Genomic DNA, 13,437 nt, shown 5'->3' with positions numbered 1-13,437 from the left:
CTGCCGGGCAGTTGCATCCAGACCGGGTCAAACCCGGCGTCGAGCAAGGAGCGGGCAATGAGAGAGACAAAGGAACACGGCGCTTCAGCCGAGGTGATGGAGCGCCTTCACGCCATGACGCGTGGCCGCAAGATCGTGCTTGCGGTGTTTGTCATCTGGGCGGCACAAGCCATCCCGAAATGGACCGCGGCAATCCTTGCTGACGGCGAGGCCTCTGCAACGATCATGAGCTATTTCATCAAGCCACTGGGCTGAGCCTGCTGCTCCAAGGGGCGCGCAGCACGAACGTCCGGACCGCGGCAGTCAATCGGCTGCGAGCGCGGTGTCCCCGCGTGCATCCGACACGCCGCGAACACAGCCGCGCCCGGCGCGCTTGGCCTCGTACATGCAACCGTCGGCCTCGCGGATCAGGGCTTCGAGCACCTCATGCTTCCTGCGTTCGACAACCCCGAGACTGGCCGACAGACAGGCTGCACCGGCCTGATCCGAAACGGGCATGGAGCGGATATCCGACAGCAGGCGGACGGCCATTGTGCGGGCCTGCTCCGCACTGGTTTCCGGCAACAGCAGGATGAACTCCTCGCCGCCCCACCGTGCGGAGATGTCTCCGCGCCGGCAATTGCGATTCAGGGCGCCGGCAACCGCCATCAGCGCCCGATCACCGGTTTCATGCCCGTAGGTATCGTTGATTGCCTTGAAATGGTCGAGGTCGATCAGGATGATCGACAGCGGGCGCCCCTTGCGCGCCGCCGTGCTCCACACACCTTCAGCCAGGCCGAGAAAGGCGCGCCGGTTCAGCAAGCCGGTCAGCGGATCGATGCGTGACAGATGCTCGGCCTCGGTGCGTGCAGCCTGAACCAGGCGCATGCGGTAAGCCAGGGCCAGCGCCAGCAGGCTGCCCTCGACCACCATGCCCAGTTCCGCGGCATGAAAGAAGGCTTCGGAGTACGGCAAGCCGGCCCACACACTCGTCGCGGTCACCGCGGCCCCCGCCATCGCCACCACCGCACCGGCCAGGAAATAACTGGCCGGCCGCCGCCCGTGGCGCAGGCTCAGCACGCCGAGCCCGACCATCAGCACCGAGAAAGCGAGCACGAAAACAAACGCCACCACCGCTGCCGCAGCCTGCGATTGCATGACGACAGTGAGTGCAATGGCCCCCAACCCGATCCACATGAGGACGCGCACACCACGCTCGGCCTGCGGATGCAGCCGTCCGAGCTCAAGAAAGCTGGAGGCAAAGCGCAGCCCGGCACAGCCAAACAGCACCATCAGCACCAGCGTGACGTACTGCTGGAAGATGACACTCTCCGGCCACAGCCATTCATAGCCGCGCCCCGAGTAGGAGATATTGAGCAGGATAAAGGTGGCGAGATAGAGCGCGTAGTTCAGGTGACTGCTGTCCCGCAGTCCGGCGTAGAGCATCGCGTTGTAGGCAATCAGCGCCAGCAGGAAGCCATACAGCATGCCGTAGCCGTAGTCCTGCAAGCGCATTGCCGCCGTCGCGGCATCCGGACTCAACAGGCGAACCGGCAACACCAGCGGGTCGGCGGTCTCGGCACGCAACAGGATCTCGGTGATTCCCGGCTCGAAGTCGTGATCGAAGGCGTAGCCCAGACTGCCCAGCGGATGACGGCGGCTCGCGTCGCCATCGCCCGCCCCCCACTGCGAGACCGGCACCCCGCCGCGCACGATGAAGACGTCGAGGCGTTCGATCCAGGACACCCCCGCAAGCAATCGCCGGGACACGGCACGGTCACCGCGATTGTCGACGGAGAGGTGGAACCACACCGGCTGCGATCCGATACCAAACTTGGGAACCGCCACCCCGGCGCCCTTGAACGCGCCCTGGCGCTGCAGTGCCAGCGCCTCCTCCGCGGAGAACGCACTGCCATGTTCGAGCATCACCGTGCCCGCGCGCCCGAGCATCCCGGACGACAGACCGTCCAGCACGACGCCTTGCGCATGGACGGACGACACACTCACCAACGCAAACCACAGGAGGCCGGACGCCAGCGCCGGGCGCATCGCTGCGACGCATGCGCGACGCAGGCAAAACAGCACAAAGATGGCAATGCGGCCCGGCGTCAGCATGGATCTGACCGGGATTTCAGGCGCCCGGGGGCCGGGGGCCGGGCCGTTCGTGACTCGTTTCAGGAATGCGCGCATCAATGCCCATCTGCCTCATGACTGCGGAGTGCCGCACGACACAACCCGCACACCATATTTCATAAATCCACGCAAATGCAGTGGATTTATGTATTAACGAGACCAAATGCATCAATTTGTGCACAAATACAACGCCCGCCAGAATGACGCAGCGGACGGGCGACGACGGATCCTCGTCGGGTCACTTCTTCTTGAAGTCGTTGTGGCAGGACTTGCAGCTGTCGTACACCTTGTCGTACGCGGGCCCGACCTGTTCGAGCTCACGCGTCTGCGCCGCTGCAAGCAACGCGTCGGTCACCGCGAAGAAGGCCTCACGCTCGCGCTCGAATTCATCTGCACGCTCCCACACCGCGGCCGTGGCCTTGGTCGGCGGATAGAGCGTATCGGCGGTGAAGTACGCCCACGGTGCATCCCGGCGCGCCACCAGTTCGGCGGACAGTTCGGCGAATTTTCCGGCGTCGTACTGTTTGTCTCGAAGCATGACGCCCATCGGCTCAAAGGCGCGGAGCATCGCCTTGAACGCGTCCTGACGATGTTTCACCGGCTGCCCCGGCCTGGTGTCCTCCACCGTCTGATTACAGGCAGTCAGGGCAAGCAGGACAAGAATGGAAGACAAGATCAATCGCGACATGCAGGGTATCCGGTGAGGAGTGGGTCGGGTAACAGGCACCCGATGGAGGGGCGCATTATAGGTGCTTCCACGGCGCCGGAAGTTCCCCTGCACCCGACTGGGGCGTTCAGACCGGCTTCTTCGGGATCACACCACCATCGGCGAGCAGCTGGCTCAGCGCGGCCTCGGGCACCGGCCGCGACAACAGGTAGCCCTGGAATTCGTCACACCCCTGAAAGCGCAGGAAGTCGAACTGGGCCTGGGTTTCCACGCCTTCGGCAACCACCGTCTTGCGCAGGCTCTGCCCGAGTGAGATCGCGGCACGGGCAATCATGGCCACTTCCTCTTCATGCTCAAGGTCGGTCACCAGCGAGCGATCGAGCTTGATGATATCGAGCGGAAAGCGCCGCAGGTAGCTCAGTGACGAGTAGCCGGTGCCAAAGTCATCCATCGCCAGGCTGACGCCGAGCGACTTGAATTCGCGCAGGATACTGACCGCCCTGTCGCTGTCGCCGAGAAAGACGGTTTCGGTCACCTCAAGCTCGACCTGAGATGGCGACAGACCGACTTCGCCCAGCAAGCAAGCGACATGCGCGACGATATCACCGCTCAGGAAGAGCCGCGGCGACAGGTTGACCGCCACGCGCAGGGGATGCTCGCGGCCGAGGTTCCAGCGCCGCGCGGCGGCAAAGGCCTGGCGCAGGATGGTCGTGGTCAGCGGGACGATGAGACCCGTCTCCTCGGCGACGGGAATGAAGCGGTCAGGACCGATGGACCCAAGCTGGGGGTCATTCCAGCGCGCCAGCGCTTCAACGCCAACGATGCGGCGCAGGTGGTTCACCTTCGGCTGGTAATGCACTTCGAAACAGCCCCGCTCGAGCGCGGCACGCATTGCCGCTTCAAGATTGAGCCGTTCTTCGGCGACCCGGTTGAGCTCCCGGGTGAAGAACTGGAAGTTGTTTCGCCCCCGATCCTTGGCCGCATACATTGCGACATCGGCGTGCTTGAGCAGGCTCTGCGCATCACGCCCGTCGTCGGGATAAAGCGCAACGCCGAGGCTCGCACCGACCTGGAATTCGCGGCCGGACAGCGCCACCGGGCGGCCAATCTCGGCCAGCACCCGGTCGAGCAGAGAGATGACACTGCTGAGCTCATCGTGATCGTTCAGCACCAGCACGAACTCGTCACCGCCAAGCCTCGCCACGGTATCCGAACTGCGCAAACAGTTGGAGAAGCGCCCGGCGATCGCAGTGAGCAGATCGTCGCCAGCCTTGTGCCCCAGGCTGTCATTGATGAACTTGAAGTTGTCGAGATCGATGAACACAACCGCCAGGCGGCAGCCAAGGCGTTCGGCACGGGCAATGCCCTGATTGAGCCGGTCGCCCAGCAGCACCCGGTTGGGCAGACCGGTCAGCATGTCGTGATTTGCCTGGCGCTCAAGCTGTGCCTGGTAATGCTTGCGCTCCGAGATATCCTGCACCGTACCCTCGTAGCAGAGCAGCTCACCCTGCGGCCCGCGCACGCTGTGAGCATTCTCCGACACCCAGATGCGCGACCCGTCATGGCAAAAGACTTCGGACTCGAAGTTGAGGACCTCGCCATGAGCCTGCATCAGGCGGTGAAATTCATCGCGCCGCTTCGGGTCGACATACAGGCGCCGCCCGATATCCGACAGGTTTTCGATCAGGGACTGGGGCGACGGGTAACCGTACAGCCGGGCCAGGGCCGGATTGGCCGCAAGGTAGCGCCCATCCTCCGTGGTCTGGAAGATGCCCTCCGAAGCGTGCTCGAAGATGTTCCGGTAGCGGCTTTCGGCCTGCTCAAGCGCACCGAGCGTTGCACGCCGCTCGGTGACATCCTCGATGAAGCCTTCGATGACGCACTCGCCATGCTCATCGGCAACGGCCACACCGCGTTCGACCACCCACCGCAGTTCGCCGCAGCGCTTGACGATGCGGTACTCCACGGCAAAGCGTCGCCCCCGATCGGCCGCCGCGCGGATCGCCGCACGCACTCGGTGCCGGTCTTCGGCAAAGGTCAGTTGTTCCCACGAGATGCAGGTCTGATCGATCAGTTCCGACGCGGTGTATCCGGTCAGGCCTGCACAGCCCTGGCTGACGAAGATCATCGTCCAGTGTTCGTCGTCCACACAGCGGTAGGCCATGCCCTCGAGGTTGTTCATCAGGGTATCGAGGATGCGCGAACCGTCCAGCATCCTGCTCATGGTCAGGTTCATGTTCATGTTCATGGACTCATTGCTGCGGTGGAAAATCTTGGGAAGCACGGTGACTGTCGATGGGAACGGAGTAGCGTTCCCAAGCAAGGGGCAGGCCTGCCAGCAGAGCCGCAGCCATCGTGCTGCACAAGCAGTGACACGCACCGCATCAGTGCGCTTCGTCCATATGCCACCCCAGTCGTGTGCATCACGCACGACACCGGCTTGCGCCCGGGCCGGTGGCCCCGTATCTTGTAAAAGAACGAGATGCGGTGTGCGCGCAGTGACGCGGCAGGCACCTGATAAAGGGAGAGTTATACATGGCGCTCAAGAACAAGGTGCAGCTCATTGCCTACCCGAACCGGATCGGCACCCACCTGAACGATCTTGCCGATTTCATCGAACAGCACCTGGGCAAGGCGATCGGCGGACTGCACCTGCTGCCCCCGTTTCCGTCCAATGCCGACGGCGGCTTCTCGCCCCTGACGCACAAGGAGATCGACCCGGTCTTCGGTGACTGGGCGAACGTTGAGCGCATCGCCAGCCGTTACGACGTCTGCCTCGACCTGATCCTGAACCACATCTCGGATCAGTCGCCAGAATTCCAGGACTTCAAGAAGAAGGGCAAGGCCTCCGAATACGCATCCCTGTTCGTCGATGTCGACGCGCTGGGCGAAATCGGCCCTGACGATCTCGCCAAGATCCACATCCGCAAGGAGAAGGAACCCTTCCGCGACGTCACCTTCGCCGACGGCACGCATGGCCGCGTCTGGTGCACATTCAGCGAGAGCCAGATCGACCTCGACTACAACGCCGAGAAAACCTACGCGATGATGACCGACACCATCACCTTCCTCGGTGAACGTGGGGTCAAGCTGCTGCGACTGGACGCCTTCGGCTATACCACCAAGAAGATCGGCACCAGCTGCTTCCTGGTCGAACCGGACGTGTGGCGCATTCTGGAATGGTTCCGCAAGACCGCCGCCGAACGTGGCATCGAGATCATGCCCGAGGTCCACGACCACCCGAGCTATCAGTACGCGATTGCCCGCCGCGGCATGTGGGCCTACGCCTTCGCCCTGCCGCCCCTGCTGCTGCATGCGCTCATGGACCTCAACAGCAGCTATCTCAAGTCCTGGCTGCGAATGTGCCCGCACAACCAGGTCACCGTGCTCGACACCCATGACGGCATCTGCATTCCCGACGTCGAGGACATCCTGCCCCGTTACCACGTCGAAGCGGTCATCAAGAATGTCTCCGATCGCAGCGCCGACCCCATCCTGCGCCGCTCGGCGGCCAATGCCCACAGCGTCGGCGCCATCTACCAGCTCACCTGCACGTTCTTCGAAGCCCTGCAGTGCAATGACGACGCCTACATTGCGGCGCGCGCAATCCAGATGTTCACGCCCGGCATCCCGCAGGTCTATTACGTCGGCCTGCTGGCCGGTCGCAACGACTTCGAGCTGATGGAGAAAACCGGCGAGGCGCGCGACATCAACCGCCACTACTACACCGTGGACGAAGCGGTCGCAGCCCTCGGCAGCGAGGTTGCCCGGCGCCAGTTCAAGCTGATGGAACTGCGCTCGACGCACCCGGCCTTCGACGGCGAGTTCGAGCTGCATTACTCGAACGACTCCAGCGTGTCGATGGGCTGGCGCAACGGCCCGCACAGTGCGCAGGTGTTCGTCGACCTGAACTTCCGCACCGCCACGGTGACCTGCACCGACTCGGACACCGGCCACGAGATCAGCTACCGGGTCTGAAGCCGCTCGCCGATGTCGATTTTCGAGATCCTCGCCGAACAACGCATTGCAGACGCCATCCGTCGCGGCGAGGTGGACAACCTGCCCGGCGCGGGGCGTCCGCTCGTGTTCGACGACGAGCTCTTCGTGTCCGGCGAACAGCGCATGATCAACCGGGTGCTCAAGAACGCCGGATTCACCCCGCCCGAGGTACGACTGCGCAAGGAGCTGGCCGACCTTCGGGAGGCCCTCGCACGGCCCCCCGACGACGAGCAGCGGACGCTGCTTCAGCGCGAACTCAACATGGTGCTGCTCAGACTGGGCACACTGCGCCGCCACTGACACCCCAGCCCGGCGTCACGCGCAGCCGGTGCGTTTCCGCACGGCGTGCCACGCAAAAATTTTTCTCCGAACGTGCAAACTGATCACGGCAAATCCGGGCCTTTGCGATACTCTCAGCGGTATACAAAACAAGAGTGCATGCGGCGAAGGCGCAATGACCATGAGGGCTGCAGACAAGAGCGCTAACCGGCTGCAGTTGCAGCCACATCCCCCCGCTTCCGCGGCCTGCGGCCTGCCACATCGCGGGGATCCGCTGCGACCGGAATGACACAGATGCAAGCGGACGCAGCTTCCACATCGCCTCCACCCGCCGTGCGCCGCGACGCAGCGTGGCAGTTCGCACGCATGGCCCGGGACTACTGGAACTGCGAGCGCAAATGGACCGTCCGCGGCGCGGTGCTGTCGCTGTTCGTGCTCACCGCGGCCCAGGTCGGCCTGGTCATCTGGGTCAGCTACTGGCATCGCGAGCTGTTCGACGCACTTGAGGATCGCTCGCTCAGCGAATTTCTGCGCCTGATCCTGACCTTCCTGCTGATCTTTGCCCTCACCATGGGGGTGACCGCGCTGCACATGCACGTCAAGCGCTGGGTCCAGCTCGACTGGCGACGATGGATGACCAGCCTGCTGCTCGACGAATGGCTGTCGCACGCCAACCATTACCGCCTGCAGTTCTCCAGCGGAGAGCACGACAATCCGGACGGGCGTATCGCCGAGGACATCCGCATCGCTACCGAGGCTGCAGTCGGGCTGGCGCATTCGCTGCTGTACTCGATTCTCATCCTCGGCAGCTTCATCGACATCCTGCTCAGCGTATCGGGAAGCGCGAACCTGCCCGGCACCGAGTACTCCGTTCCGGGCTACATGGTGCTGATGGCTTTCGTCTATGCCGGTGTTGGCACGATTTTCGGCTTGCTGCTGGGGCGACCGCTGATCCGCACCACCAACCGTTTGCAGTCAGTTGAAGCCAGCCTGCGCTTCGGCCTGGCGCGCGCCCGCGAACACTCCGAAGCCATTGCCCTGATGCATGGCGAGCCATTGGAGCGGCGCAGTGCCGATCGCCTGTTCAAGGACGTCGGTCGCGGCTGGGACCGCCAGACCTTTGCGTATCTGGGCATCATCTCGTTTTCGACCGGCTACGGCACGCTGCTGCCGGTGTTTCCGATCCTGATCGCCGCGCCGCAGTACATCGCCGGTGCAATGAGCCTCGGCTTGCTGATGCAGGCCGCACAGGCCTTCCAGCGCCTGACCTCGGCGCTTTCGTGGCCGATCGACAACCTCGGCGAGCTGGCACGCTGCCGCGCCTCCATCGACCGTATTGTCAGCCTGCATGAGGAAATGCTGGAACTCGAAGCGCAGGATCGGCAGAAAGTGACCGGCAAGGAAAAGATCGAGCTGCAGCAATCGGTCCACGCCGAACTCGACATCCGCCACCTGCAACTGGCCTCGCCTTCGGGGCAGGTGCTGCTGGACGATTTCAACCTGCACGTACGACACGGCGAACGCATCCTGATCACCGGCGACCCCGCCGTCACCATCAGCCTGTTCAAGGCCGTGGCCGGGCTGTGGCCCTGGGGCAGCGGCGTCATCAGCCTGCCTGCGGGACATAACATGATGTTCATTCCGCAGCGCCCCTTCCTGCCCGAAGGCAGCCTGCGCGCGGTGCTCAGCTACCCGCATGACGCCAGCCACTACACCGCTCCCTGTCTGCACCGTGCGCTGGAGTGCGCCGGCATCGCGTGGCTCGCACCGCGGCTGGACGACCATGACGACTGGGGACGGGCGCTGCCACTGCGGGCACAGCAGCGCCTCGGCATCGCACGGCTGTTCCTGCAGCAACCGGGCTGGGTGTTCATCGAGGAAGCGACCGACGCCTTCGACGCCAAGGACGAGATCGACACCCTGGAACTGCTGCACCACGAGCTGCCCAGTGCAACCCTGCTCAACATCAGCCTGCACAACGGCCTCGATCACTTCTACGATCGCAAGCTGGTGCTCAATCGCCTGCGCGGCGGACGCGTGCGTCCGCCACAGGCGGCTGCGACCGACGCCAAGACCGGCACGGCAGGCACCACCGCGCCGGCGACGAAGCTCTTACCGGAAACTTGACGGCAGCCAGCCGCGCTCGACCGACTCGCGCAAGCACCAGGCGGGCGTGGTTTCCGTTTTATAGCTCCAGAAGAACCAGCCGAACAGCTTCTCGAAGGCCAGCAACTGCGCCGCCGCGTAGCCACGGCTGGCCACATCCTGCTGGAACGCGTCCATGTGCTCAAGCGCGTGGTTGTACGGCCCTTCGGCCCACAGCGACACCACCTGCAGATCCAGCCCCAGGCTCCACTCGCCACACACCGCGGGCAAGCCCATCGCGGCGTTGATCGAATCGGCCTCGTCGCGCCACTCGATGGCAGCCTTGGTCATGTGGCCGTAGATGTCGGTATCGATGTCGCGACGGTCGAAGCACTGGTAGCGGTGGTAATCGAAAATCACGTTCTGCCACTGCGGCGCCTGCATGAAGCCGAGGAACTCGCGGTAGGAGCGGAAGCCGTCGTGAAACACCACCGCCACGCGCTCTGCCGGGCAGTGTTTGCGGATGCGGTCGTAGGCCGCAAGGTAGTAGGCCTTGAGGTACTCGGTCGGCACATCCCAGCGCGGCTCGTTGAGCACCTCGATCGCATGCAGCGCGGGGTGGGCGCGGTAACGTTCGGCCAGGCGCTCGAGCACCAGCAGCGAATGCTCGAGGTACTCGGGCTTGGTATGCCACTCGACCACGCCCATGATGCCGCCGTTGTCGAAGCCGTTCTGGCACCCCGGCGCGGCATGGAGATCGAGCATGACCCGCAGGCCGAGCTTTTGCGCCCAGTCCATCGCCCGGTCGAGCACGTCGATGCCGCCGGTGACGAAGGGGTGGCGGTTCTCGCCATAGCCGGGGTGGTAGGGATAATCGGGGCCGAAAATCCAGTGCCCGACCGGAATCCGCACCGCATTGAGACCCCGCTCGGCAATCCAGGCGAAGTCCTCGTAGGTCACGAAGCTTTCCCAGTGCTTGCGCAGCCTGTCGCTCGCCCCGAACCCATCTCCGCACACCAGGTGGTTTCATCGGTCGCCGCCAGCCCCTCGAACACGCTGGGCACCATCCACTTTTCCAGCAACAGCCAGCTACCGAGGTTGACGCCACGCAATTTCATGCCTGTCGCATCCATCGCACACCTCCCGCAAAAGGGTCATCTTCACGCGCCCTGAACAAGGAACGCACATGCGCTGCCATGCCGACAAGATTACGCCTGGGCGCGCACCTTGGGGCGATTACCCGCGTCATCCAGCGCGAAAATCCATGCGCACAATCCGCTCGCCGGCGGCATGCACGAAGCCTACAATCGACGACGCAGCAGGATCGCAGAATGGCACCCGGGAGCCGCGAGAAATGAAGAACAAATGGTGGCGCGAAGCGGTTGTGTATCAGCTCTACCCACGCAGCTTCATGGATACCAACGGCGACGGCATCGGCGACCTGCCCGGCGTGCTCGCCCGCCTCGACTATCTGCAGTGGCTCGGCATCACGGTGATCTGGCTGTGCCCGATTTTCCGCTCGCCAAACGACGACAACGGCTACGACATCTCGGACTACCAGGCCATCATGGACGAGTTCGGCACCATGGCCGACTTCGACCGCCTGATGGCCGAGACCCGGCGCCGAGGCATGCGCATCATTCTCGACCTGGTGGTCAATCACACCAGCGACGAGCACCCGTGGTTTGTCGAGTCGCGCAGCGCACGCGACAACTCGAAGCGCGACTGGTATGTGTGGCGCGACGGCAAGGAAGGCCACCCGCCCAACAACTGGGAGAGCATCTTCCGCGGGCCGGCCTGGCAGTATGACGCGGCCACCGGCCAGTACTTCCTGCACCTGTTCACCGCGCGCCAGCCCGACCTCAACTGGGAGAACCCGGACGTGCGCAGCGCCATCTGCGACATGGTGCGGTGGTGGATGGACAAGGGCGTGGACGGTTTCCGCATCGATGCCATCACCCACATGAAGAAGGCGCCCGGCCTGCCCGATGTGCCCGGTGCGCCACCTCACAGGCCTGTGCCGGCCTATGACTTCCACATGAATGTCGACGGCGTGCTCGACTACGTCGACCAGATGGCCCGCGACGCCTTCGACCACGGCGACATCATGACGGTGGGCGAAGCCAACGGCATCAGCGCGCATCAGGCCGAAACCTGGGTGGGCGACACCCGCGGGCGACTGTCGATGATCCTGCAATTCGAACACTGGCACCTGTGGTCGGGCAACCCGCGCGCCGGGCTTGATGTGCGCCGGCTGAAGACCATCCTGAGCCGCTGGCAGCGCGAACTCGACGGCCGCGGCTGGAACGCGCTCTACCTCGAGAACCACGACCTGCCCCGCGTCGTATCACGCTGGGGCGACTCGCAGCATCACCGCAGCGCCAGCGCCACGGCACTCGCCGCGATGTACTTCCTGATGCAGGGCACGCCCTTCATCTACCAGGGGCAGGAGCTCGGCATGGCCAACACCGTGTTCCACAGCCTCGCCGACTTCGACGATGTGTTCGCCAAACACCGCATCGCGGAGATGCGCGCCAGCGGCATGGACGAAGCCGCCATCTTCGACGAGATGGCGCTCACCGCCCGCGACAACTCGCGCACGCCAATGCCGTGGGACGACAGCCACAACGCGGGCTTCAGCACGGGCAGGCCATGGCTGCCGCTGAACCCCGACTACCCTGAGGTCAACGTCGCGCAGCAGCAGCGCGATCCGCACTCGGTGCTGAACTTCTACCGCAGCATGATCGCCCTGCGCGCCGCCGAGCCGGCGCTGGTGCATGGCCACTACACCCTGCTGCTCAGGGACAACCCGCAGATCTACGCCTACACCCGCGTGCTCGGTGACGACGGCTTCGTGGTGATCTGCAACCTCAGCGCGCGGCCGGCACGCTACCGCCATGCCGGCTTCACCCTTCGCCGTGCCGATTGCATACTGGCCAACATGAAAGTCGCCTCGCATGACGACTTAATGTCTTTTGCATTGAGTGAGTATGAAGTACGCGTGTATCGGATTTCCCCACAAGGGTCCGATAACCTAAACTAGCGGGCTCACTGTCACTGGAACACGATCATGTCCGCCATACCCGCCTGCCCCCAATGCACCCTGGAGAACACCTATCCGGACGGCGAAAACTACGTGTGCGCGGACTGCGGCTACGAATGGCCGATGGCCGAAGTGACCGGCGCCGACGAAGATGACGAGGCTGTTGTAAAGGATGCCAACGGCAATGTCCTCGCCAACGGCGACTCGGTGGTGCTGATCAAGGACCTGAAAGTCAAAGGCTCGTCGACCACACTGAAGGTCGGCACCAAGGTCAAGAGCATCCGCCTCGTCGGCGGCGATCACGAGGTCGACTGCAAGATGGACGCCGGCAACTTCATGCTCAAGGCCTGCTACCTGCGCAAGGTCTGAGCCCGGGCGCATGCCCTCCGGGGCGGCAGGCGGAGCGCGCATTGTTCGATTACGAATGGATGGATAACGCCATGAAAAGACTGCTTCTGCTTGCTGCCCTGCTCACTACCCCCGCCCTCGCGCAGGACACGCGCTTTCTGGCGCCCCTGCCACCCGCCGCACAGGAAACCCTGCGCAAGGAAATGCTCGACAACCTTCTCGCCCTCAACGAGATCATCACGCTGCTCGCGTCCAACAAGGTCCGCGAAGCCGGTGAAGTGGCCGAACAGCGCCTTGGACAGACCGCCATGGGCAAGAACGCCGCGCTGCCCTACGACGCCCGCCCCGGCCCGCAGATGCCGATCGAGATGCACGGCCTCGGCCGCGACGGACATGCCGCGGCCAGCGCGTTTGCCCGCGCAGCCGCCACGGGCGATGCCACCAAGGCCATGGCCGCCCTGCCCAGGCTGACGGGCTCCTGCGTGGCCTGCCACGCACTCTATCGCACGCGCTGACCCCCGGACCGGCACGCGCCCGGCCCGAATTGCGCATCCCGCTCACGCGGACGTGCCCTGTCTGGCTTCGCCAGCGCTCATGTCTGCAATGGGCAGAATGCTGCACCGTCCTCACTGCGGATCGCTCCGCCGCACGAGCGCCGCACCGCATTTGTCTCGCAAAGCAGCATGCTTCGTTTCAGTGCGCAGCCGCACCCGAAAAGTCGCAAAAACCGAACTTTCCCTTAATGCTCAATATCTTGCAGCGCACAATGCTGGTGCCCTAAGTCCGCTGCACGCACCACATTGGAAACTATAATTTCAAACTTGCGATTCTGAAATTTGTGTTTTAGAGTGAATTCAACACGCCGCTACCGCGGCCCAAAAACACTCAACACAATATTCAGGAG

General features: G+C 63.8%; 12 protein-coding genes. 7 read left to right on the top strand and 5 right to left on the bottom strand.

All coding sequences use genetic code 11. The annotated features are described in order from the left end of the window. Positions 1-57: 57 nt before the first annotated feature. The gene (locus tag CEW83_RS21120) at positions 58-255 is read left to right on the top strand and encodes a hypothetical protein (protein ID WP_108972204.1); all 198 of its coding nucleotides are present in this window, start codon (positions 58-60) and stop codon (positions 253-255) included. A 48-nt stretch (positions 256-303) separates the two neighbouring features. Here the strand turns inward: CEW83_RS21120 and CEW83_RS16385 are convergent, their stop codons facing one another. The 3 genes from CEW83_RS16385 to CEW83_RS16375 all read right to left on the bottom strand — a co-directional run bounded on the left by CEW83_RS16385 (position 304) and on the right by CEW83_RS16375 (position 5,021). Beyond that, positions 304-2,094 carry a diguanylate cyclase gene (locus CEW83_RS16385; RefSeq protein ID WP_159099481.1) on the bottom strand — a complete coding sequence of 597 codons (1,791 nt, stop codon included), beginning with the start codon at positions 2,092-2,094 and terminating at the stop codon, positions 304-306. 256 nt (positions 2,095-2,350) lie between these two features. Beyond that, positions 2,351-2,800, bottom strand: a complete 450-nt coding sequence (locus tag CEW83_RS16380; RefSeq protein ID WP_108950290.1) for a c-type cytochrome — start codon at positions 2,798-2,800, stop codon at positions 2,351-2,353. A gap of 106 nt (positions 2,801-2,906) precedes the next feature. Continuing rightward, entirely contained in the window at positions 2,907-5,021 is a 2,115-nt protein-coding gene (locus tag CEW83_RS16375; protein WP_234418873.1) for a putative bifunctional diguanylate cyclase/phosphodiesterase, read from the bottom strand. 293 nt (positions 5,022-5,314) lie between these two features. Here CEW83_RS16375 and gtfA point away from each other — a divergent pair, with 293 nt between their 5' ends. The 3 genes from gtfA to CEW83_RS16360 all read left to right on the top strand — a co-directional run bounded on the left by gtfA (position 5,315) and on the right by CEW83_RS16360 (position 9,184). After that, the gene (gene gtfA / locus CEW83_RS16370) at positions 5,315-6,757 is read left to right on the top strand and encodes a sucrose phosphorylase (protein ID WP_108950289.1); all 1,443 of its coding nucleotides are present in this window, start codon (positions 5,315-5,317) and stop codon (positions 6,755-6,757) included. Positions 6,758-6,769: 12 nt separating this feature from the next. Next, entirely contained in the window at positions 6,770-7,078 is a 309-nt protein-coding gene (locus CEW83_RS16365; protein WP_108950288.1) for a DUF1992 domain-containing protein, read from the top strand. A gap of 273 nt (positions 7,079-7,351) precedes the next feature. Beyond that, positions 7,352-9,184 carry an ABC transporter ATP-binding protein/permease gene (locus CEW83_RS16360; protein WP_108951482.1) on the top strand — a complete coding sequence of 611 codons (1,833 nt, stop codon included), beginning with the start codon at positions 7,352-7,354 and terminating at the stop codon, positions 9,182-9,184. Here the strand turns inward: CEW83_RS16360 and CEW83_RS16355 are convergent. Continuing rightward, positions 9,170-10,102 carry a glycoside hydrolase family 5 protein gene (locus tag CEW83_RS16355; RefSeq protein ID WP_234418872.1) on the bottom strand — a complete coding sequence of 311 codons (933 nt, stop codon included), beginning with the start codon at positions 10,100-10,102 and terminating at the stop codon, positions 9,170-9,172. The two genes, CEW83_RS16360 and CEW83_RS16355, sit on opposite strands and share 15 nt — an antisense overlap. After that, a complete protein-coding gene (locus tag CEW83_RS21475) occupies positions 10,099-10,260 on the bottom strand; it encodes a hypothetical protein (RefSeq protein ID WP_234418871.1) in 162 nt (53 codons plus the stop codon). The genes CEW83_RS16355 and CEW83_RS21475 overlap by 4 nt, the downstream gene beginning before the upstream one ends. Before the next feature lie 236 nt (positions 10,261-10,496). Between CEW83_RS21475 and CEW83_RS16350 the strand changes: the two genes are divergently transcribed. The 3 genes from CEW83_RS16350 to CEW83_RS16340 all read left to right on the top strand — a co-directional run bounded on the left by CEW83_RS16350 (position 10,497) and on the right by CEW83_RS16340 (position 13,048). After that, positions 10,497-12,185: a glycoside hydrolase family 13 protein gene (locus CEW83_RS16350; protein WP_108950287.1), complete on the top strand. Its 1,689-nt coding sequence runs from the start codon at positions 10,497-10,499 to the stop codon at positions 12,183-12,185. 27 nt (positions 12,186-12,212) lie between these two features. After that, positions 12,213-12,554: a zinc ribbon domain-containing protein YjdM gene (locus CEW83_RS16345; RefSeq protein ID WP_108950286.1), complete on the top strand. Its 342-nt coding sequence runs from the start codon at positions 12,213-12,215 to the stop codon at positions 12,552-12,554. A gap of 71 nt (positions 12,555-12,625) precedes the next feature. Continuing rightward, a complete protein-coding gene (locus CEW83_RS16340) occupies positions 12,626-13,048 on the top strand; it encodes a cytochrome c (RefSeq protein ID WP_108951481.1) in 423 nt (140 codons plus the stop codon). The last annotated feature ends 389 nt before the right edge of the window (positions 13,049-13,437 follow it).

This window comes from Parazoarcus communis, assembly GCF_003111645.1.
GTDB lineage: Bacteria > Pseudomonadota > Gammaproteobacteria > Burkholderiales > Rhodocyclaceae > Parazoarcus > Parazoarcus communis_A.
Note: the sequence above shows the minus strand (reverse complement) of the source record. Positions and strands in the feature narration are given on the sequence as shown.

Coding starts and splice junctions, on each gene's coding strand:
- CEW83_RS16365 (WP_108950288.1), top strand. CDS start 6,770: ATGTCGATTTTCGAGATCCTCGCCGAACAACGCATTGCAGACGCCATC.
- CEW83_RS16380 (WP_108950290.1), bottom strand. CDS start 2,800: ATGTCGCGATTGATCTTGTCTTCCATTCTTGTCCTGCTTGCCCTGACT.
- CEW83_RS16350 (WP_108950287.1), top strand. CDS start 10,497: ATGAAGAACAAATGGTGGCGCGAAGCGGTTGTGTATCAGCTCTACCCA.
- CEW83_RS21120 (WP_108972204.1), top strand. CDS start 58: ATGAGAGAGACAAAGGAACACGGCGCTTCAGCCGAGGTGATGGAGCGC.
- CEW83_RS21475 (WP_234418871.1), bottom strand. CDS start 10,260: ATGAAATTGCGTGGCGTCAACCTCGGTAGCTGGCTGTTGCTGGAAAAG.
- CEW83_RS16360 (WP_108951482.1), top strand. CDS start 7,352: ATGCAAGCGGACGCAGCTTCCACATCGCCTCCACCCGCCGTGCGCCGC.
- CEW83_RS16385 (WP_159099481.1), bottom strand. CDS start 2,094: ATGCTGACGCCGGGCCGCATTGCCATCTTTGTGCTGTTTTGCCTGCGT.
- CEW83_RS16375 (WP_234418873.1), bottom strand. CDS start 5,021: ATGAACATGAACCTGACCATGAGCAGGATGCTGGACGGTTCGCGCATC.
- CEW83_RS16340 (WP_108951481.1), top strand. CDS start 12,626: ATGAAAAGACTGCTTCTGCTTGCTGCCCTGCTCACTACCCCCGCCCTC.
- CEW83_RS16345 (WP_108950286.1), top strand. CDS start 12,213: ATGTCCGCCATACCCGCCTGCCCCCAATGCACCCTGGAGAACACCTAT.
- gtfA (WP_108950289.1), top strand. CDS start 5,315: ATGGCGCTCAAGAACAAGGTGCAGCTCATTGCCTACCCGAACCGGATC.